The organism is Rhodospirillales bacterium (assembly GCA_016712595.1).
GTDB lineage: Bacteria > Pseudomonadota > Alphaproteobacteria > Rhodospirillales > Defluviicoccaceae > Defluviicoccus.
In genome coordinates this window covers 320,957-339,500 of record JADJQT010000002.1, presented here as the reverse complement: position 1 = coordinate 339,500, position 18,544 = coordinate 320,957, and the positions used below count along the sequence as shown (strand labels likewise).

The window sequence follows — 18,544 nt, the reverse complement described above, 5'->3', positions numbered from 1 at the left end:
CACGATCCCCCGATCCGGCCGTTTCGCGATCGGGCCGTGTACCCGCGCCGTTCGCGCGTCATTGCGCTCAGTCTGGCGAGAACATTAATGCAGATTGCTGACCTTACGCACGTCAACGCTGCGCTGAATACGGTAACGATCGTGCTCCTGTCTATGGGATATCGCTGCATCCGTCGCGGCGAAAGGGAACGGCATCGGACGTTCATGCTCGCGGCGGCGGCGGTCTCGGCGGCGTTTCTCGCCTCGTACCTCGTCTATCATTTCAACGCCGGACTGGCGAAGTTCGGTGGCGAGGGAATGGTCCGCCAAGTCTATTTCACCCTGCTGATCATTCATGTACTGGCGGCGGTGGTCATCACCGGGCTGGTTCCGGTTACGCTTGTGCGCGCCCTCGCCGGCCGCTTCGACCGTCATCGCCGCATTGCCCGCATCACTTGGCCGATATGGATGTTCGTCGCTGTCTCCGGCGTGATCGTCTACCTCATGGCGGTGCACTTTTATCCCTATGCAGGCACAGCATATGCCGGATAACGGCGCATCGCTCGCGCCGCGCGCCGGCTTCCGCCGCGAGCTTACCGGCTGGGCGGTCCTCGCCGTCGGCGCGCTCGGAATCGCCGGCGTGTTCGCCTTTCTCCTCGCCCTCTCGCGGGTTCCCGGGATCGAGGCCGTCTTTCCCTGGCCGGTTGGCTTCTTCCACAAGGGACTCGTCATCCACGTCGTCTTTTCGTTCGTCGTCTGGTTCCTCGCCGTTTTCGGTGCGCTGACCCTGATTGTCCGCGAGCGATTGGCCCCGGGCCGACTGCCGGTCGATTCCCTCGGCAAGGCGGCCCTGGCCGGCGGCTTCGCCGCCCTGCCGCTGCTGTTCGTTCCCGCCTTGCTGGACCGCGGCGAGCCGACGCTCAACAACTACGTCCCGGTTATCATTGATCCCCTTTACTATTGCGGCCTCGCCGTGCTGGCGTTGGCCGTTGGTTGCACCGCGGTGCGTCTCCTGCTTGTTGTGCGCCTGCGGCTTTTGCGACGCGATCCGCCTTGCGCCGCTGTCGCGTCGGCCGCGTTGGTCTATCTCATTGCGCTCGCTTGCTTCGCTGTTGCACTGAGCACTCTTGCCGGCAGCGCTTTTTCCTTCGACTTCAACGAGCGACTGATGTGGGGCGGTGGGCACGCCCTGCAGTTCGTCAACGCGCTGATGCTGGTGGCCGCCTGGGCGGCTTTGTCCGCGCCCTATGTCCGCTCCGTCCCCACCACCGCGACCTCTGCCGCCAATACCCTGCTGGTGCTCGCGGCGGCCGTTCTGCCCGTCTTTTACCTCGCTCTGCCCATGTTCTCGCACGAACAGACCGCGGCCTTCACCTGGATGCAGTACGCCTTCGGTCCCGCCGCGGCGATCATGGCTGCGGGTGTGCTCAATCGGCTTGCACGGCCGTGGCCATGGCGCGAGCCGGCATTCCTCGCCCTTGCTCTTTCGCTGCTGCTGTTTGGCATTGGCGGTGGCCTCGGCCTCTTTGTCGACGGCACCGACACGCGGACGCCCGCGCACTATCACGGCGTCATCGCCGGAATCACCCTCGCCTTTTTCGGCTTGTTTTACGCGCGGATTCTGCCGCTGCTCGGCCGACCACGGGTCAGCGCGCTGCGCATGCGGCTGATCCTCCATCTGTTCGCCTGGGGTCAACTCGCCGCCAGCATTGGCCTGTTCATCGCTGGCGGCCATGGCGCACCGCGCAAGGTCGCCGGCGACGCCCAAGGACTGAGCGATACCGCGCAGATCGCCGGCATGGCCCTCAATGGCCTCGGCGGCCTCATCGCCATCATCGGCGGCATCCTCTTTGTCTGGACGATGGCCGCCGTTTTCCTACGCGCATCGTCCATGACGAATCACACGGCCCTCCCGGCAGAAATACGCCTATAATCCGCCCGGAGACGAATAAACAGAACGAGTACCCGAGGAGGAAAAGTGAGCACCGTCCGATCCGACGGCGCCGGGCTGGCCGCCACCGCAGCGGCGGCCGCGACGCCCGAACCGCGCTTCCAGTTGCGCGACTACGCTATTTTGCTGAAGCCGCGGGTCATGTCTTTGGTGGTTTTCACCGGCATGGTCGGCTTGTTGCTGGCCCCCACGCCGATGGATGCCGCCACGGCGCTGGTCGCCGTTGCCTGCATCGCACTCGGTGCCGGCGCGTCCGGAGCCATCAACATGTGGTACGACCGCGACATTGACAGCGTCATGCAACGAACGATGAACCGCCCGATTCCCGCCGGCCGACTGCAGCCGGCCTCGGCGCTCGCTTTTGGTGTCGTGCTCGCATGCCTGTCCGTCGCCTCGATGGCGACGTTGGTCAACGTCGCCGCCGCTGGCCTGCTGGCATTGACCATCGTCTATTACGTGTTTATCTATACGATGTGGCTGAAGCGGAGAACACCACAAAATATTGTTATTGGCGGTGCGTCCGGTGCTCTTCCGCCGGTGATCGGCTGGGCGGCGGCGACCGGCGACGTATCCTGGAGCGCGCTGGCGCTATTCGCGATCATCTTCTTGTGGACGCCGCCTCATTCCTGGGCGCTGGCGCTCTTCCGCAGAGGTGACTATGACCGCGCCGGCGTGCCGATGATGCCGGTCGTGGCGGGCGAGCGTTCGACCCGCACGCAAATCCTCGCCTATACCGTGCTTCTCGTTCCGGCGACGTTTCTACCGGTTATCCTGGGGATGTCGGGCTGGCTCTACGCCGTCGCCGCTGCTGGGCTTGATGTTGCGTTGCTGCATCATGCCGTTCGGGTCTATCGCAGCGATGATCCGCGCACGGCGCGCGGCCTGTTCTTCTTCTCCATCCTTTACTTGTTTCTGATTTTCGCCGCTTTGCTGCTCGATAGAGCGATGAGCGTTCTCGCGGTGCTCTGACGGTGAGCGCCTACGCGACCCTCGAGGCGCGCTTCCGCCGCATTGGCGCGCTCCGCGACGCCGAGGCGATGCTGCATTGGGACCTCGCGACAATGATGCCGAAAGGCGGCGCCCGAGCGCGCGGGGATCAGCTCGCCGTCCTTACGGCCCTTCGTCACGGGCTAATGACGTCGCCGGACGCAGGCGAACTGATCGCTCGCGCTGAGGCCGATACCGTCCTTGACGCCGCGCAGCGCGCCAACGTCGGCGAGATGAAGCGACAATGGACGCATGCGACCGCCCTGGACGAGACCTTCGTTGAGACTTTATCGCGTGCGACGACCGCATGCGAGACCGTGTGGCGGGAAGCGCGCGCCGCGGCGGATTTTCCGCGAGTCCTGCCCGCATTGACGCACCTGCTCGCGCTTGTTCGCGAGGCGGCACAGGCGAAATCGGAAAAGTTAGGCCTCAGCCCCTACGATGCCCTGCTCGACGAGTACGAACCGGATGGCCGCTGCGCCGACATCGACGTACTGTTCGGCGAACTTTCCCGCTTCCTTGCCGATTTTTTACCGGAGGTGATCGAGCGCCAGCGCCAGGACGATCCCCCGATCGAGCCGGCGGGTCCGTTTCCGATCGACCGGCAGCGCGCCGCGGCCGTCGGTCTGATGGAACGGCTCGGGTTCGAATTCACCCACGGCCGGCTCGACGTCAGCTTGCATCCGTTTTGCGGCGGCACGCCCGACGACGTGCGCATCACCACCCGATATGACGAAAGCGACTTCCGCTCAGCGCTGATGGGCGTCTTGCATGAGACCGGGCACGCCCTTTACGAGCGGGGATTGCCCGAGCAATGGCGTGGCCTGCCGGCGGGCGACGCCCGCGGCATGGTTCTGCACGAAAGCCAGTCGCTTCTGATCGAGATGCAGGTTTGCCGTTCGCGGGCGTTCCTTTCTTTCGCCGCACCGTTGCTTCGCGCCGAACTCGCCGGCGACGGGCCCGCCTGGGACGCGGAGAATCTCTATCGCCACTATACGCGCGTTGCCCGTGGATACATCCGCGTCGACGCCGACGAAGTCACCTACCCGGCCCACGTCATTCTTCGCTACAATCTTGAGCGGGCGATGATTGCCGGCGATCTCGAGCCCGTCGACCTTCCAGGCGCCTGGAACGACGGCATGCGTCGCCTGCTTGGCGTTGTTCCGCCCGACGACGGCCTCGGCTGCCTCCAGGACATTCACTGGTACGACGGCGCCTGGGGTTACTTTCCGACCTATACCCTCGGAGCGATGACCGCGGCCCAGCTTTACCAGGCGGCCTGCCGCGCGGAACCGTCGATCGAGGACGACATCGCCCGCGGCGACTTCACCCCCCTCCTCCGCTGGCTGCGCACGAACGTTCACGCCCGCGGATCGCTTGCCTCAACGCGCGATATTCTCATCGGCGCGACGGGCCGGCCCCTCGACGCCGCGGCATTCGTGTCTCACCTGCAGCGCCGCTACGCTCGTTCGTGATCGACGTCGCGCGCTGGTGACGGGACCGAGGGTAGCGGAAGAGCGCTCATCCCGGGCGGGACGTTCGGCCCAGCTTGCCATCCGCGACAAAATGTCGTACGCGCTTCCCTATGGGTTAAGCATCACGGCCGCGATATCGATCAAAGCGGCTCGCGTGTGGTTCGGGTTCGATCGGCCTTGCTTTGCCGGCCATCGCTCACGACTGATCCGCACGTAAAGGCGATCAAGATGCAAGCCCGTGGCAAGAAAGTTACGCTGGCCGCATTTCTTCGCGCGTTGGCAGCTCGGAACAAATAACCGAACGAAAAACGCGCCGCGAGCGCGGGCCCTGGGCGTGGCACGAGAACACGAAACCGCGACAAGCCGGACCGAGGGTTCCGTTACAGGGGAGATCAAAGTGGCTCGCTGGGAGCGCCGACACTCAACGCGACGCGCGAAACGGACCATCTGATATGGCTCTGCTCGCCGCACTCGTCCTGATCGCTTCGCTCTTGTTGACGGGGCTCGGCGCAGTGGGCCTCGGCGGCCGGCCAGCCGGCCGCATCATCGTCTACGGAGCCGCAGCATCGGCGTGCAGCGCGATGGTTGTTCTCGCGGCGATCACGCTCTTCGGGCGGGCCCCGGCACAAGACCTAGTTCTGCCGCTGGGCATCCCCTGGATCGGCGCGCACCTGCGTCTCGACCCTCTGGCCGCGTTCTTCCTTTTGGTCGTCAACCTTGGCGGCGCGGCGGCGAGCGTTTACGGGCTGGGTTACGGTCGTCACGATAGCGAGCCGCAGCGGGTGCTCCCTCTGTTCGCGGTGTTTCTCGCCGCGATGAACATGGTCGTTCTGGCCGATGACGCCTACTCCTTCCTCGCCTCGTGGGAATTCATGTCGCTGGCGTCCTGGGGGTTGGTGATGGCCCATCACCGCACGGACGGAACCGCACAGGCCGGATGCGTCTACTTGGTGATGGCCGGCTTCGGCACGCTGGCCTTGCTCTTGTGCTTTGGCCTTCTCGCCGGAGTCAGCGGCGCCTATGCCTTCGCCGACATCCGCGCCGCCGGCCTGTCACCTTCGATCGGCGCGCTGGTTCTGGCGCTGACGCTGCTCGGCGCCGGATCGAAGGCCGGCATCGTGCCGCTGCACGTCTGGCTGCCGCTTGCCCATCCGGCGGCACCGAGCCATGTCTCGGCGCTGATGAGCGGGGTGATGACCAAGGTTGCCATCTATGGGATCATCCGCATCCTCTTCGACTTGGCCGGCGAGCCGGCCTGGTGGTGGAGCGTGGTGGTGCTGGTGCTGGGCGGCGTAACCGCCGTGCTTGGTGTCCTCTACGCCCTGATGCAGCACGACATCAAGCGGCTGCTCGCCTACCACACGGTCGAGAACATCGGTATCATCGTCATCGGCCTCGGTCTGGCGCTGGCCTTCCGCGCCAACGGGATGATGGTGCCGGCGGCGCTGGCGTTCAGCGCCGCCCTGTTCCACGTGCTCAATCACATGCTGTTCAAGAGCCTGCTGTTCTTCGGCGCCGGGGCGGTGCTGACGGCGACAGGCGAGCGCGACATGGAGCACCTCGGCGGGCTGATCCACCGGATGCCGGTCACCGCAGCCACTTTCCTGCTCGGCTGCGCGGCGATCTCGGCCCTGCCGCCGCTCAACGGTTTTGCCTCCGAATGGCTGACCTTCCAGGCGATCCTGGTCAGCCCGGCCGTACCGCAATGGGGGCTGAAGTTCCTGATCCCCGGCGTCGGCGCCGGCCTCGCCCTGTCAGCAGCGCTTGCCGCAGCGTGTTTCGTCAAGGCGTTCGGCATCACCTTCCTCGGGCGCCCGCGCACGGCCGCGGCGGCGCAGGCGCGCGAGGTCGATCGCTTCTCGCTGGCGGTGATGAGCGCGTTCGCATTGGCGTGCATCCTCACCGGGATCGTGCCCGGCCTGATCGTCGATGCGCTGGCGCCGGTGGTCTCCCAGCTCACCCGCGGCACATCCTTGCCCGTGCAATCGGCCATGCCGTGGCTGACGCTGATACCGATCGCCGCCGAGCGCAGCTCGTATAACGGGATTCTCGTCCTCGTCTTCATGGCTCTTTCGGGCACGCTCGCGGCGTTTGCGATCCACCGGCTGGCGTCACGCGCCGTCCGGCGGGCGCCGGCGTGGGACTGCGGCTTTCCCGAAGCCAGCCCGACGACGCAGTATACGGCTGGCAGCTTCGCCCAGCCGATTCGCCGGGTGTTCGGTTCACTCGTCTTCGTCGCTCGCGAGAGCGTCGAGATGCCGCCGCCGGGAAGCCTCAAGCCGGCCCGCTTCACGGTCAGCCTTCGTGACCTGATCTGGGAGTGCGGCTACGCGCCGCTCGCCGCCGGGATCACCTACGCCGCCGATCGCGTCAACCACCTGCAGTTCCTGACCATCCGCCGCTACCTCGGGTTGGTCTTCGCCCTTTTGGTGGCGCTGCTGCTCGGCATTGCGATCTGGCCATGATCGCCGCGCTCGCCATTCAGCTTGCCCAAATGACGCTGGTCGTCGCAATCGCACCGTTGCTGCTCGGCTGGGTGCGGACGATCAAGGCGCGGGTGCTGCGCCGGCGGGGGCCGTCACCGCTGCAGCCCTACCGCGACCTCCTTCGCCTGATCCGCAAGGAGGCCGTGCTCGCCGAAAACGCATCCTGGCTGTTCCGCGTTGTTCCTTACGTCACCTTTGCCGCCATCTGGGTTGCCGCCGCGCTGGTCCCAACCTTCGCATCGGGGCTGCTGTTCAGCTGGTCGGCAGACATGATCGTCATCGCTGCCCTGCTCGGCACCGGGCGCTTTTTTCTCGCCCTTGCCGGCATGGACATCGGCACCAGCTTCGGTGGCCTCGGGTCCAGCCGTGAGATGATGATCGCCTCCGTCGCTGAGCCGGCGATGATCATGGTCGTCTTCACCGTCTCGCTGCTGGCGCAAACCACCCAGCTCTCCTCGATCGCCGCGTTCATGGCGGGCGCAAACGTTGGCGTGCGGGTGTCACTGGCGCTGGTTCTGGTGGCGCTGCTCGTCGTGGCCCTGGCCGAGAACGCGCGGATCCCGGTCGACAACCCGGCGACCCACCTCGAGCTGACGATGGTCCACGAGGCGATGGTGCTCGAGTATTCGGCACGCCACCTCGCGATGATCGAACTCGCCGCCGCCCTTAAGCTGGTGCTTTACCTGTCGCTGATCGCCTGCGTCTTCGTCCCGTGGGGCATGGCGGCAGCCGGCGACGGGATTGTCGCCTATTTGGGTGGCCTCGTCGCTTACGCCATCAAGCTCGCCGTCGGCGGGGTGCTGCTGGCGCTGTTCGAAACTTCGATCGCCAAGATGCGGGTGTTTCGGGTGCCGGAATTTCTTGGTGTCGCCCTGATGCTGAGCCTGCTTGCCGTCCTGCTCTTGTTCGTCAGCCGGAGTCCGTGATGGCGGGTCTTCCCTATGATGTCGCCCATCTTCTTGCCGGCGGGCTGGTGCTGCTGAGCCTGATGCTGCTCTATCAGGACCGCATGTATGCGCTGCTGAGCGTCTTCGCCGCGCACGCCGTGATATTGTCGCTCGCCGTTGCCTGGCAGGCGTACGTCCAGTCCGCCCCGCACCTTTATATCACCGCGCTCATTGCCCTGCTGTTCAAGGGCATGATCATTCCCGTTGCCCTGCACCGTATCGTCCAGCAACTCGGCGTCGGCCGGACGATCGAAGCCGTGGTCGGCGTCGGCCCGACCATTCTGCTCGGCATCGCTCTGATCGCGCTGTCGATCATGGTGATGCGCCCGGTGACCGAACAGGCCGACGTGCTCACCCGCGAGGACCTCGCCTTCGCGCTCTCCGTGGTCCTGCTCGGACTGTTGATGATGGTGACCCGCCGCAACGCGGTCAGCCAGGTGGTCGGCTTCATGTCGCTGGAAAATGGCCTGATTTTTGCCGCGACCGGAGCCAAGGGCATGCCGCTGGTCGTCGAGATCAGCGTCGCTTTCTCGGTGCTGATCGCGTTCATCGTCATCGGCATCTTCCTATTCCGCATTCGCGAGCGCTTCGATACGGTCGAACTGGTGGCACTCGATCAGTCGCGGGGAGAGCAGCCGTGAACGGGCTGCTTGCCTATGCAGCGCCGGCCGCGCTCGTCATCCCGGCTGCTGCGGCGGCGATGCTGGCGCTGACCCCTGGCTACCGCCTCGGCGCGACGTTGAACATTCTCGCATCGCTGCTGACGTTCGCCGCCAGTCTTGCCCTCCTGGGTGCGCGCCCGCCGGTCGGTCATCTTCTCCTCGTCGACGACCTGAATGTCTTTCTGATCGTCCTCAACACCTTCGTCGGCTTTACCACCAGCGCGTTCAGCGCAAGCTACATTGCCCATGAACTGCAGAGCGGGCACCTCACTCCCGGGTACTTGCGGTTTTACCACGCCATGTACCAGATGCTGATGTTCGCGATGAACCTCGCCCTGCTCGCCAACAGCATCGGCCTGATGTGGGTGGCGATCGAACTCGCGACGCTCACCACGGTGCTGATGGTCGGCATCTACCGCACCCGCGAGGCGCTCGAAGCGGCGTGGAAGTACTTCATCCTCGGCAGCGTCGGCATCGCCCTCGCCCTGTTTGGCACCATCCTCGTCTACCTCGCCGCCCTTCCGGTCGTCGGCCAAGGCATTGATGCGATGGCCTGGACGACCTTGAACACGCATGCCCGCGCCTTCGATCCCGCTCTTCTCAATCTCGCCTTTGTCTTTTTGTTGCTGGGTTACGGCACCAAGGTTGGCCTCGCGCCGCTCCACGCCTGGCTGCCCGATGCGCACGCCGAAGGCCCGACACCGATTTCGGCGGTGCTTTCGGGCCTGCTGCTCAACGTCGCCTTCTATGCCGTGCTGCGCTTCAAGATTCTGCTGACCGCCAACGCCCAGGCGCTCGCTCCCGGCTCGCTGATGATTGCCATGGGCCTGGCCTCCCTCGTTTTCGCGGCGCTGATGCTCTACCGTCGACGTGACATCAAGCGCCTGTTCGCCTATTCGTCGATCGAGCACATGGGCATCATCACCTTCGCCTTCGGCATCGGCGGGCCGCTCGCGAGCTTCGCCGGCCTTTTACACATGGCGATGCATAGCCTGACCAAATCCGCCATCTTCTTCGCCGTCGGACACGTCGCGCAGGTCAAGGGAACACAGAAGATCGCAAAGATCCGCGGTCTGACCGAAAGCCATCCGCTGCTCGGCTGGGGCTTCGTGCTGGGCGTCGCCGCCATCGCTGGCATGCCGCCGTTCGGGATCTTCATGAGTGAGTTCCTGATCGTCACCTCGACCTTCGCGCGCGAACCGCTGCTGGCGATCCCGCTGGTCGCGGGGCTGCTCATCGGCGTCGGCGCGCTGGTACTACGGATGCAGGGTTTGGCCTTCGGCGCGCCAACGCCGAACGCCGGCGCGACGCACGCATCCTATGTCCCGTTTTTCGTCCACATCGCCCTGGTTTTAACGGCGGGGCTGTTTCTCCCGCAGGCCCTGGTAACGTGGTTCCGCGCTGTCGCGGCTTTGGTTGGATGAGATCGATGCAAAGAACGCCGCTGTGTCACTGACCTGGATCACCGGCGGCAGCGACAAGATCGAGGGCTGCGCGCCGTGGCCGCGATTCATCGTCAACGACGGCGCGTGGCTGCGTGCCGGCGACGGGTTGCGGGACGGACGTATCGCCTTATTGGGCTTCTGGGGCGAACGCGATGCCGTCCATCTCGCGCTGTCCAACCCCGCCCTCGATACTATCAGCGTGATTACTCGCCTATGCCCCGACCGGCGCTTTCCTTCGATCGCCGCGTCATTCTCACCCGCCAGTCGGCTCGAACGAACGATCGGCGATCTTTGGGGAGTTTTCGCCGACGGATCCCCGGACCCGCGGCCGTGGCTCGATCATGGCTGCTGGCCTGCCGCGCCGGCAGGTGTCAATCCGCCGCGCGATGCTTCGGCGCCCTATCCGTTCCTTGCCGTCGAGGGCGAAAGTCTGCACCAGATCCCGGTGGGGCCGGTCCATGCGGGCATTATCGAGCCCGGGCATTTCCGCTTCACCGCCAGCGGCGAGACAATCGTGCGTCTGGAAGAACGGCTGGGATATGTGCATAAGGGGATCGAGCGGCTCATGCAGGGTGCGGAGATCGATACCGGTGCCAGGCTCGCCGGCCGCATCTCGGGGGATAGTACCGTTGCCTACGCCATCGCCTTTGCCCGCGCCGTCGAGAGCGCGAGCGGAACGGTGGTGCCGCCGCGCGCCCACTGGCTGCGCGCGCTGATGGCCGAGATGGAACGGATAGCCAACCATCTGGGCGACGTGGGTGCGATCTGCAACGATGCGGCGTTCGCGGCGATGCTGGCGCCGTGCGCGGTGTTGCGCGAGCATGTCCTGCGTACCGCCGGCTTGTGCTTCGGTCATCGTCTGATGATGGATAAGGTGGTGCCGGGCGGTGTCGCCGTAGACCTCGGCTCCGACTCCATCGCCGCGATCAAGACCCTCGTCAGCGAGATCCGCCAGCATCTGCCGGATTTGATTCACCTCTACGACAACACCACCTCGCTGCAGGACCGGACAGTGCGGACGGGAGTTCTGCGCCCGGACTTTGCGGCTTTCTTCGGCTGTGGCGGTCCCATCGGTCGCGCCTCGGGACGCGCCGTCGACGTGCGCCGACGGCCTGGCTACCCGCCCTACGATGAGTTGTCATTCGACGTCATCGAGCGCCAGGACGGTGACGTCAACGCGCGGGTGTGGGTCCGGATCGAGGAGATCAAACAGAGCCTCGCCTTGATCTCGCAGATCCTCAGCCGCCCTCCGGTTGGAAAGACGATGACCGCGCTCGCCGCGCCACCCGCGTCCGGCGGCGAGGGCCTCGCCCTCATCGAAGGCTTCCGCGGCGACATCATGGTCTGGGTGCGCTTGCGCGCCGACGGTAAGATCGATCGCTGCCACCCGCGCGATCCCTCCTGGTTCCAGTGGCCGCTGTTGGAAGCCGTCATCGAAGGCAACATCGTCGCCGACTTCCCGCTTTGCAACAAGTCGTTCAACTGCTCGTATTGCGGCCATGACTTATAAAACACATGGTCTTCAGCGACATGCGTAGAATTTTTCGCGGCCTGATCCAGCGTCCCTTAACCGAGCCGGCACCGGCGCCCGACGATGCTGCCCTGGCCGAACTCGCACAGCGGGTCGATATGGCCGCGCGCCGGACGCTCGGCCGAAGCCTTTCTATTCGCGAGGTCGACGCCGGCTCGTGCAACGGTTGCGAGCTGGAAATTCATGCGCTGAACAACGCCTTCTACGACCTCGAGCGCTTCGGCTTGCGCTTTGTGGCATCGCCACGGCACGCCGACGTGCTCCTGGTGACCGGTCCGGTGACGCGCAACATGCGGATGGCGCTCGAACGCACCTGGCGGGCGACTCCCGACCCGAAATGGGTGGTGGCGGTGGGAGAGTGCGCCGTCGACGGCGGACTTTTCGCCGGCAGCGACGCTGTTGTGGGCGGCGTCTCAGCCGTTGTTCCCGTCGACCTGCATATCCGTGGCTGCCCGCCGACACCGCTTGCGATGCTGCAAGGCTTGCTTGCCCTGTTATCGGTCAGCGCTTCCGGATAAGAATTCTCGTGTTTTGGTTGTAGATGCCGGACGGCAGTGGCGCGTCAATCCTTGACAGCGCCCTTTTATGTGCATATATTCCTATGCAGCGTCAGGCGGGAGCGATGATGAGCCGACTGAAACCAAGGCACGAGCGCTTCTGCCGACTTTTCGTCGAGTGCACCAATGCCACATTAGCGGCAAAGGCGGCGGGCTATACCCCGCGCTCGGCCCGAAACGCCGGCTATCGCCTTCTCCGCCACCCGCGCATTGCTGAACGGATTTGCGAGATCCAACGGGAACTGGCGCAGACCCATTGCCGCAACGTCGATGTCCTGCTGGGTAAATTGGAGACTGTCTACCGCCGGGCGATCGATGACCACCACTTTGCGGCGGCCGCGCGCGCCGTCGAACTGCAGGCAAAACTGGCGGGCGTCGCCCCGGTCGCACCCGCGTCCCGTGTCCGCCGTCTGCCGTCCGACACAAACGAGGCGACAAAGCGCGACAGCGCGCTTTTGGAAACGAGCGCGCCAGCGCCGCAGGAACCGCCCGAGCAAGCAGCTTCACGGGCACCGCGATCGGACGACGGCCACGACAGTTCGGAGTAAGCACGCAGCGGGTTGACAGCGGGTTGCGCGGCTGCGAGCGTGAATCCGATGTCCGTCATCGTCCAAAGTCTCTATCGATATCCCGTCAAAGGGCTGAACGCCGATTCGATTCCTTTCGCCGATCTGCGGCGGGGATACGGCATCCCGTTTGACCGGACGTTCGCCATCGCCCTGGCGACAACGCCGTACGATCCGTCGCATCCCCAATGGCTGTCGAAGCAATACTTCGCGACCTTGACCCGGCACGAGCGACTGGCGGCAGTCGATGCTCACTTCGACGAAGAGGCTGGAACTTTGTCGCTTTTTCGCAAAGGCAAACAGGTCGCACGGGGAAACGTCGGAACGCCGATCGGTCGGGCGATGATCGAAGAGTTCCTTCGCGCATATCTCAGAAACGAAATTGCCGGGCCACCGCATCTCGTCGGTTCGGCGGCCGGCCCGATGATGTCGGATTCGCCTGAGCCGCTGTTATCGCTGGTCAATCTCGCCACGATCGCCGACATCGAACGCGTGATCGGCCGGCCCGTTCACCCGCTGCGCTTTCGCGCCAACGTCTATGTCGCGGGGGCGCCGGCCTGGGCTGAATTCGCTTGGCTCGGCGAGACGATTGCCTTAGGCGACGCGCAGATCAAGGTAACCGCGCGCATCCCGCGGTGCGCCGCAACCAACGTCGAGCCGGGAACGGGCCTGCGAGACATGACCATCCCGCAACACCTCGAACGCGTTTTTGGCCATACCGATTGCGGCATCCTCGCCGCAGTTAGCCGAACGGGGCGAGTTGCCGTCGGCGACGTCGTGCACGTCCCGCCCCTCACCGACCAGACCTGAGATCGGGCCGGCGGCACGGTCCCTGACCGCGTTCCGCGCGCGGGGCATGCACCTTAGAACGGCAGGCGGCTGACGCCTTCTTCTTCTTCCGGCGCGTCTTCGTCGATGCCATCCGCCGCCTCATCGTTGGCGTCAGACCCGTCCGATGTCGGCGGCTGACCTCCCGGTGGCTGGTCCGCGGTTCGCGGCCGTGCAGGACCACGGTCTCCTTCCGCTCCCTCGGCATGAAGGAGGCGGTGGTAATGTTCGGCATGTTGATAGAATGCTTCCGCCGAAATCGGATCGCCCGCCGAATACGCATCACGGCCCAGCGCGAGGTAGCGGTCGAGAACCTGCTGCGCGGTTCCGCGAATCTTGCCGTCTGGCCCGCTGCTTTCGAAAGTCTGACTGCGAAGGGGGATGTGCCGCTTACCGTTACCGCGGCTTCGCCCACGTCTGGTATTCGTGTTGTGTTTCATAGCACCTGTTTTTTGAAGGGGCTGACCATCGCACTGCCGGACCGTTGGCGTTCCCGCCGCGCCGGGTAGACGAACCACGGGTGGTTCGTCAAAACAGCCGTGTTGAGGTGTTGATCAGCGGCGCCGCTTGGCGCTATCTCGTGGCGCTTCCGCCACGTGCCTCAAACTAAACGTGAAGCAATTCCTTTCCAAGCGAATTCTTGCAACCGCGTGAAAGTGGTGTCGAGAGTTGCAGGCACCGCGCACGGCCAGCGAGATCCATGTGGATTTCAACGAGTTGGAGTTGTGACGCGGCGACGAGTTCAATCGTCCGGGCAATACTTTCTCCGCCGATCTCAATCAAGGCCGTGCCACCGGGCGCGAGCAGTCGTTCGAGTTGCGGCAGGATGATTTCGTATGCAGCCGTTCCCCGCGCGCCTGCACGCAGGGCCGCAGCGGGCTCGAAGTCCCGCACGCCGGGATCGAGGCTGAGCCACTCTTGATCGGAAATGTAAGGCGGATTGCTGACGACGATTTCGAAGACGCCAGCGAGCGCCGCCGCCCAGTCGGAGCACACGAAATTCGCCCGTGGGGCCAGCCCCAGACGCTCGGCATTCCCGCGCGCGACAGCGAGCGCTGCTTGCGATCGATCGATCCCGATTCCCCATGCACCGGGGAATTCCGCGAGCAAGGCCAGGAGGAGACAGCCGCTGCCCGTGCCAAGGTCCAGAACACGCAATCCGCTACGATCTTTGGCGATCGTCCGCGCGGCTTCGATCAGGCACTCCGAATCGGGCCGGGGAATCAGCGTATCGGGCGTGACCGTCAACGGCAGACTCCAGAATTCCCGCTGGCGGAGAATGTAAGCGAGTGGCTCCTGCATCAGCCTTCGCTCAAGCGCGGCTCTCAGGCGGTCAAACTGGTCATCGGCGAGTGCCTGTTCGGGATGCCCGATCAGATTGGCCGCGTCACAGCCGCAGGCAGAGGCGACGAGCAGCCGCGCCTCCAGGGCAGCGCTGTCGAATCCGCCCGCGGCGAGACGGCGGCGCGTTTCGCGAACGGCGGCGCCGACGGTCCGCGGCCTGGTCAAACGGCGTCCGCCAGGCGATTGGCCTGATCGTCGGCGATCAGTGCGTCGAGGATCTCATCGAGTTCGCCGCCAAGGACGCGATCAAGCTTGTGCAAGGTCAGGTTGACCCGGTGGTCGGTCACCCGCGTCTGCGGGAAGTTGTAGGTGCGAATACGCTCCGAACGGTCGCCCGAGCCCACCTGACTCTTGCGCTCGGCAGCCCGTTCCGCGTTAACGCGCGTGCGCTCGAGATCATAGATGCGCGCGCGCAGGATCTTCATCGCCTTCGCCCGGTTCTTGTGCTGGGACTTCTCATCCTGCTGGGTCACGACAATTCCCGTCGGCAGATGGGTGATACGCACCGCGCTATCGGTGGTATTCACCGACTGACCGCCTGGCCCGCTCGACCGATAGACGTCGATGCGCAGGTCCTTGTCCTCGATATGCACGTCGACATCCTCCGCCTCGGGCAGCACCGCAACGGTCGCTGCCGATGTGTGGATGCGGCCGCTGGCTTCGGTCTCCGGCACGCGCTGGACGCGATGCACACCCGATTCGAACTTCAGGCGCGCAAAAACGCCCTGACCGGCGATGCCGGCGTTCGCCTCTTTGTAACCGCCAAGCCCCGTCTCGTTGATTGACAGGATTTCGAATCGCCAGCCGCGCAATTCCGCATACCGCTGGTACATGCGGAACAGATCCGCCGCGAACAGCGCCGCCTCCTCGCCTCCGGTACCCGCACGGACTTCCAGGATGGCATTTTTCTCGTCGGCGGCGTCCTTCGGCAGCAGCAGGACCTGAACGCGATCTTGCAGTTCGGGAAGCCGACGCCTCAGCGCCGCGAGCTCCTCGCGCGCCAGGTCGCGCATCTCTGAATCGGTCGTCGGATCGGCGATCAGGGATTCGAGATCAACGGCTTCCGACTTGCCCGTACGCAGTTCGACGATCGCCTCCACGACGGCGGTCAAGTCGGCGTATTCCTTTGAAAGGCGGGCAAATTCCGCAGGGTCCATTTCACCCGACGTTGCCATTAACCGCCCGAGTTCGTCGAACCGACCGGTCACGCGCTGCAGCTTTTCGTCCAGACTCATCACTCGTGATCCGTGTCATCACCTGTCAGATCAAACAATCTGACCATAAGGGCTTCTATGTCCGACATTTCCCGATCCGCGTCTTCGCCGCTACCGGCGATGTCGCGCAATTGGCGCATCGGATCATGGAGCAGTCGGTTGACCATCAGCCGGGTCGCCTTCTCGGCGTCGCCACGGGCATCAATGAGAGCCTGGTCGCGGACAGCCTCGAAATGGCTACGCAGACGATTGAGCGCCGGGACAGCGGCCCGCTCCGCTCGCTGGCGGAGAAATGCCGAGACCTCCTCGTCGACGATGCGACGAGCAGCCTGCGCTTCGGCCGCGCGCGCGGCCCGGCCGTCACGTACCACCCGTTCCAAATCGTCGAGCGTGTAGAGAAACACACCGTCGAGGCGATCCGCAAGGGGATCAATATCGCCGGGAACGCCGGTGTCAATCATCACCATCGGCTGGTTACGCCGGGCCCGCAGGGCCGCCCGCACCATTCCCCGATCAATGAGCGGCGTACGGCTACCCAGGGTACTGATCAGGATGTCGGCGCGCGCCAGTGCCTCCGCCAACCCCTCGATCGGCAACGTATGGCAACCGAGCACGCGGGCCAGCGTCTCGGCGCGCGCGGGACGGGTGTCGATGACGAAGAGCTGAACAAGTCCAGCGGACCGCAGCGCATCCGCCAGTAGTTCTCCCATCTCGCCGCTGCCGATCATCACGCAACACGAGGCCGCAAGTTCGCCGTGAACCGCCTGCGCCAGTTCCGCGGCCGCCGCCGCCACGGACACCGGGCCGGCGCCGATTCCGGTTTCCGTCCGGACCCGTTTCGCGGCGGTCAGCGCTCGTTGGATCATGGCGTCGAGCACCCCCGAGCACAGACCCGCAGCGCAGGCGGCGCGATAGCTCTCCTTCACCTGGCCGAGCACGTGCGGCTCGCCGACGACGGTGCTCTCCAACGATGCGGCCACGCAAAAAACGTGGCGCAAGGCGGTGTCTCCAGTCAGCACGTAGAGTTGCTGGTCGATCTCACCCGTGGCGAACCCGCCCTGACGCGCGAGGGCTTCGATAATGCACGCACTCGTAGCCTCGCAATCGAGGGCCATCGCTTGCACCTCAATGCGATCGCAAGTTGACAACAGCAGGGCCTGGTCAATCCCGGCATTCGCCAGTTCGACGAGAAAGCGGCCGCACCCATTCTCGTCGATGTAAAGCCGGTCGCGGACGGCGAGGGAACTGGAACGCTGGTTGGCGCCAACCACCAGCGGAATTCGCTGCCAGGCGTCTGTGCCTTCGCCTCCGCCCATCGTGCGTTCACACGGGACAGGCGAGACGTTCCTCGAGACGCGTCAGCGAAACCTCCTCCTGTGCACCCGCGTCCATGTCGCGAACCGCCGCGACTGCACGCGCCACCTCGTCGCTGCCGACGATGACGGCGAGACGCGCGTTGATCTTGTTCGCCCACTTCATCTGCTTGCCGAGCGACGCGCCGAAGCCGAACTTGACGATATGGCCCGCGGCACGAAGCCGCCTTGCGATCGCGAATGCCGGACCAAACTGTGTTTCGCCCAAGGCGACGACGGCGATCGGCCGCGTCTGCGCCGCATCCTCGCCAAGGAGCATCATCAGCCGCTCGACACCGGCCGCCCAACCGGTCCCGGGTGTCGAGGGGCCGCCCATCTGCTCAACCAGGCCGTCGTACCGCCCCCCCGCCAGCACCGTACCCTGCGCGCCCAGCGCCGAGGTGACGAACTCGAATGTGCTGTGGCTGTAGTAGTCCAGGCCGCGCACGAGCCGCGGATTGCGCTGGTAGGCAATGCCGATCCGGTCGAGTCCGTCCAGGACCGACGCGAAGAACGCGCGCGAGGTCTCGTTCAGCGCATCCGCCAGCGACGGCGCCCCCGCCACCACCTCGCGGTCGCCTGCATCCTTGGAGTCGAGAACGCGGAGCGGATTGCGGTCAAGACGGGCGAGGCTGTCCGGCGAAAGGCGATCGCGGTGCGCATCAAGATAGGCAACGAGCTTATCGCGGTAGGCCGCGCGCGACGGTGCATCGCCCAGGGTGTTTATTTCCAGGACCACCTTGTCGGCCAGGTCCAGCGACGCGAGAAAGTCGTGAGCCAGGGCGATGACCTCGACGTCGCCCAACGGATCACCGATGCCGAGAAGTTCGATGCCGACCTGGTGAAACTGACGCAGCCGCCCCTTCTGCGGTCGTTCGTAGCGGAACATCGGCCCACGATAGAACGCACGCACCGGCAGCTGCGCGGCAAGGCCGTTGGAGATGAACGCGCGGACGATGCCGGCGGTGTTTTCCGGCCGCAAGGTCAGACTGTCGCCGCCGCGATCCTCGAACGTATACATTTCCTTGGTGACGACATCGGAGGCATCGCCGAGCGTCCGGGCGAAAACGTCGGTGAACTCAAAAATCGGCGTGGCGATCTCACCGTAGCCGTAACTGCGCGCGGCCGTCCAGGCGCGCTCTTCGACGAAGCGCAGCCGGAGGCTATCCTCCGGCAGCAAATCGCGGGTTCCACGGACGGTTCTCGATGCCGACATCCGC

General features: G+C 65.0%; 17 protein-coding genes. 12 read left to right on the top strand and 5 right to left on the bottom strand.

Translation table 11 applies throughout. The features are described 5' to 3' along the window. Window positions 1-87 precede the first annotated feature (87 nt). From IPK66_13490 to IPK66_13435, 12 genes are all read left to right on the top strand, one after another. Window positions 88-531, top strand: coding sequence for a DUF420 domain-containing protein (locus IPK66_13490; protein ID MBK8176228.1), 444 nt, complete (start codon window positions 88-90; stop codon window positions 529-531). Continuing rightward, entirely contained in the window at window positions 521-1,912 is a 1,392-nt protein-coding gene (locus IPK66_13485) for a cbb3-type cytochrome c oxidase subunit I (GenBank protein MBK8176227.1), read from the top strand. The genes IPK66_13490 and IPK66_13485 overlap by 11 nt, the downstream gene beginning before the upstream one ends. A 45-nt stretch (window positions 1,913-1,957) precedes the next feature. Further along, window positions 1,958-2,899 (top strand): protoheme IX farnesyltransferase, encoded by a 942-nt coding sequence (locus IPK66_13480; protein ID MBK8176226.1) that lies wholly within the window; start codon window positions 1,958-1,960, stop codon window positions 2,897-2,899. 2 nt (window positions 2,900-2,901) lie between these two features. Continuing rightward, the gene (locus IPK66_13475; GenBank protein ID MBK8176225.1) at window positions 2,902-4,392 is read left to right on the top strand and encodes a carboxypeptidase M32; all 1,491 of its coding nucleotides are present in this window, start codon (window positions 2,902-2,904) and stop codon (window positions 4,390-4,392) included. 452 nt (window positions 4,393-4,844) lie between these two features. Then, window positions 4,845-6,857 carry a hydrogenase 4 subunit B gene (gene hyfB / locus IPK66_13470; GenBank protein ID MBK8176224.1) on the top strand — a complete coding sequence of 671 codons (2,013 nt, stop codon included), beginning with the start codon at window positions 4,845-4,847 and terminating at the stop codon, window positions 6,855-6,857. Then, on the top strand, window positions 6,848-7,804 hold the full coding sequence (locus IPK66_13465) for an NADH-quinone oxidoreductase subunit H (protein MBK8176223.1): 957 nt from the start codon (window positions 6,848-6,850) through the stop codon (window positions 7,802-7,804). The genes hyfB and IPK66_13465 overlap by 10 nt, the downstream gene beginning before the upstream one ends. Next, window positions 7,804-8,466, top strand: coding sequence for a hydrogenase-4 component E (locus IPK66_13460; protein ID MBK8176222.1), 663 nt, complete (start codon window positions 7,804-7,806; stop codon window positions 8,464-8,466). Before IPK66_13465 ends, IPK66_13460 begins: the two co-directional genes overlap by 1 nt. A 59-nt stretch (window positions 8,467-8,525) precedes the next feature. Further along, window positions 8,526-9,911 (top strand): hydrogenase 4 subunit F, encoded by a 1,386-nt coding sequence (locus IPK66_13455; protein ID MBK8176221.1) that lies wholly within the window; start codon window positions 8,526-8,528, stop codon window positions 9,909-9,911. A 22-nt stretch (window positions 9,912-9,933) separates the two neighbouring features. Continuing rightward, window positions 9,934-11,442 (top strand): nickel-dependent hydrogenase large subunit, encoded by a 1,509-nt coding sequence (locus tag IPK66_13450; protein MBK8176220.1) that lies wholly within the window; start codon window positions 9,934-9,936, stop codon window positions 11,440-11,442. 20 nt (window positions 11,443-11,462) lie between these two features. After that, on the top strand, window positions 11,463-11,981 hold the full coding sequence (gene nuoB, locus IPK66_13445; GenBank protein ID MBK8176219.1) for an NADH-quinone oxidoreductase subunit NuoB: 519 nt from the start codon (window positions 11,463-11,465) through the stop codon (window positions 11,979-11,981). A gap of 107 nt (window positions 11,982-12,088) precedes the next feature. Then, window positions 12,089-12,568 carry a terminase small subunit gene (locus IPK66_13440; protein ID MBK8176218.1) on the top strand — a complete coding sequence of 160 codons (480 nt, stop codon included), beginning with the start codon at window positions 12,089-12,091 and terminating at the stop codon, window positions 12,566-12,568. 48 nt (window positions 12,569-12,616) lie between these two features. Further along, a complete protein-coding gene (locus IPK66_13435; GenBank protein MBK8176217.1) occupies window positions 12,617-13,396 on the top strand; it encodes an MOSC domain-containing protein in 780 nt (259 codons plus the stop codon). Between the two features lie 53 nt (window positions 13,397-13,449). On the opposite strand, the gene IPK66_13430 is transcribed toward IPK66_13435, so the two are convergent. The 5 genes from IPK66_13430 to IPK66_13410 form a co-directional block, all read right to left on the bottom strand. Then, window positions 13,450-13,854 carry a DUF4167 domain-containing protein gene (locus tag IPK66_13430; protein MBK8176216.1) on the bottom strand — a complete coding sequence of 135 codons (405 nt, stop codon included), beginning with the start codon at window positions 13,852-13,854 and terminating at the stop codon, window positions 13,450-13,452. Between the two features lie 166 nt (window positions 13,855-14,020). After that, window positions 14,021-14,923: a peptide chain release factor N(5)-glutamine methyltransferase gene (gene prmC, locus IPK66_13425; GenBank protein ID MBK8176215.1), complete on the bottom strand. Its 903-nt coding sequence runs from the start codon at window positions 14,921-14,923 to the stop codon at window positions 14,021-14,023. After that, a complete protein-coding gene (prfA, locus tag IPK66_13420) occupies window positions 14,920-15,993 on the bottom strand; it encodes a peptide chain release factor 1 (GenBank protein MBK8176214.1) in 1,074 nt (357 codons plus the stop codon). The genes prmC and prfA overlap by 4 nt, the downstream gene beginning before the upstream one ends. Continuing rightward, window positions 15,993-17,288 (bottom strand): glutamyl-tRNA reductase, encoded by a 1,296-nt coding sequence (locus IPK66_13415; protein MBK8176213.1) that lies wholly within the window; start codon window positions 17,286-17,288, stop codon window positions 15,993-15,995. The genes prfA and IPK66_13415 overlap by 1 nt, the downstream gene beginning before the upstream one ends. Window positions 17,289-17,295: 7 nt before the next feature. After that, the gene (locus IPK66_13410; GenBank protein ID MBK8176212.1) at window positions 17,296-18,540 is read right to left on the bottom strand and encodes a histidine--tRNA ligase; all 1,245 of its coding nucleotides are present in this window, start codon (window positions 18,538-18,540) and stop codon (window positions 17,296-17,298) included. Window positions 18,541-18,544 lie beyond the last annotated feature (4 nt).

Coding starts and splice junctions, on each gene's coding strand:
- IPK66_13490 (MBK8176228.1), top strand. CDS start 88: ATGCAGATTGCTGACCTTACGCACGTCAACGCTGCGCTGAATACGGTA.
- IPK66_13485 (MBK8176227.1), top strand. CDS start 521: ATGCCGGATAACGGCGCATCGCTCGCGCCGCGCGCCGGCTTCCGCCGC.
- hyfB (MBK8176224.1), top strand. CDS start 4,845: ATGGCTCTGCTCGCCGCACTCGTCCTGATCGCTTCGCTCTTGTTGACG.
- IPK66_13460 (MBK8176222.1), top strand. CDS start 7,804: ATGGCGGGTCTTCCCTATGATGTCGCCCATCTTCTTGCCGGCGGGCTG.
- IPK66_13455 (MBK8176221.1), top strand. CDS start 8,526: ATGCTGGCGCTGACCCCTGGCTACCGCCTCGGCGCGACGTTGAACATT.
- nuoB (MBK8176219.1), top strand. CDS start 11,463: ATGCGTAGAATTTTTCGCGGCCTGATCCAGCGTCCCTTAACCGAGCCG.
- IPK66_13440 (MBK8176218.1), top strand. CDS start 12,089: ATGAGCCGACTGAAACCAAGGCACGAGCGCTTCTGCCGACTTTTCGTC.
- IPK66_13435 (MBK8176217.1), top strand. CDS start 12,617: ATGTCCGTCATCGTCCAAAGTCTCTATCGATATCCCGTCAAAGGGCTG.
- IPK66_13430 (MBK8176216.1), bottom strand. CDS start 13,854: ATGAAACACAACACGAATACCAGACGTGGGCGAAGCCGCGGTAACGGT.
- prfA (MBK8176214.1), bottom strand. CDS start 15,993: ATGAGTCTGGACGAAAAGCTGCAGCGCGTGACCGGTCGGTTCGACGAA.
- IPK66_13415 (MBK8176213.1), bottom strand. CDS start 17,288: ATGGGCGGAGGCGAAGGCACAGACGCCTGGCAGCGAATTCCGCTGGTG.
- IPK66_13410 (MBK8176212.1), bottom strand. CDS start 18,540: ATGTCGGCATCGAGAACCGTCCGTGGAACCCGCGATTTGCTGCCGGAG.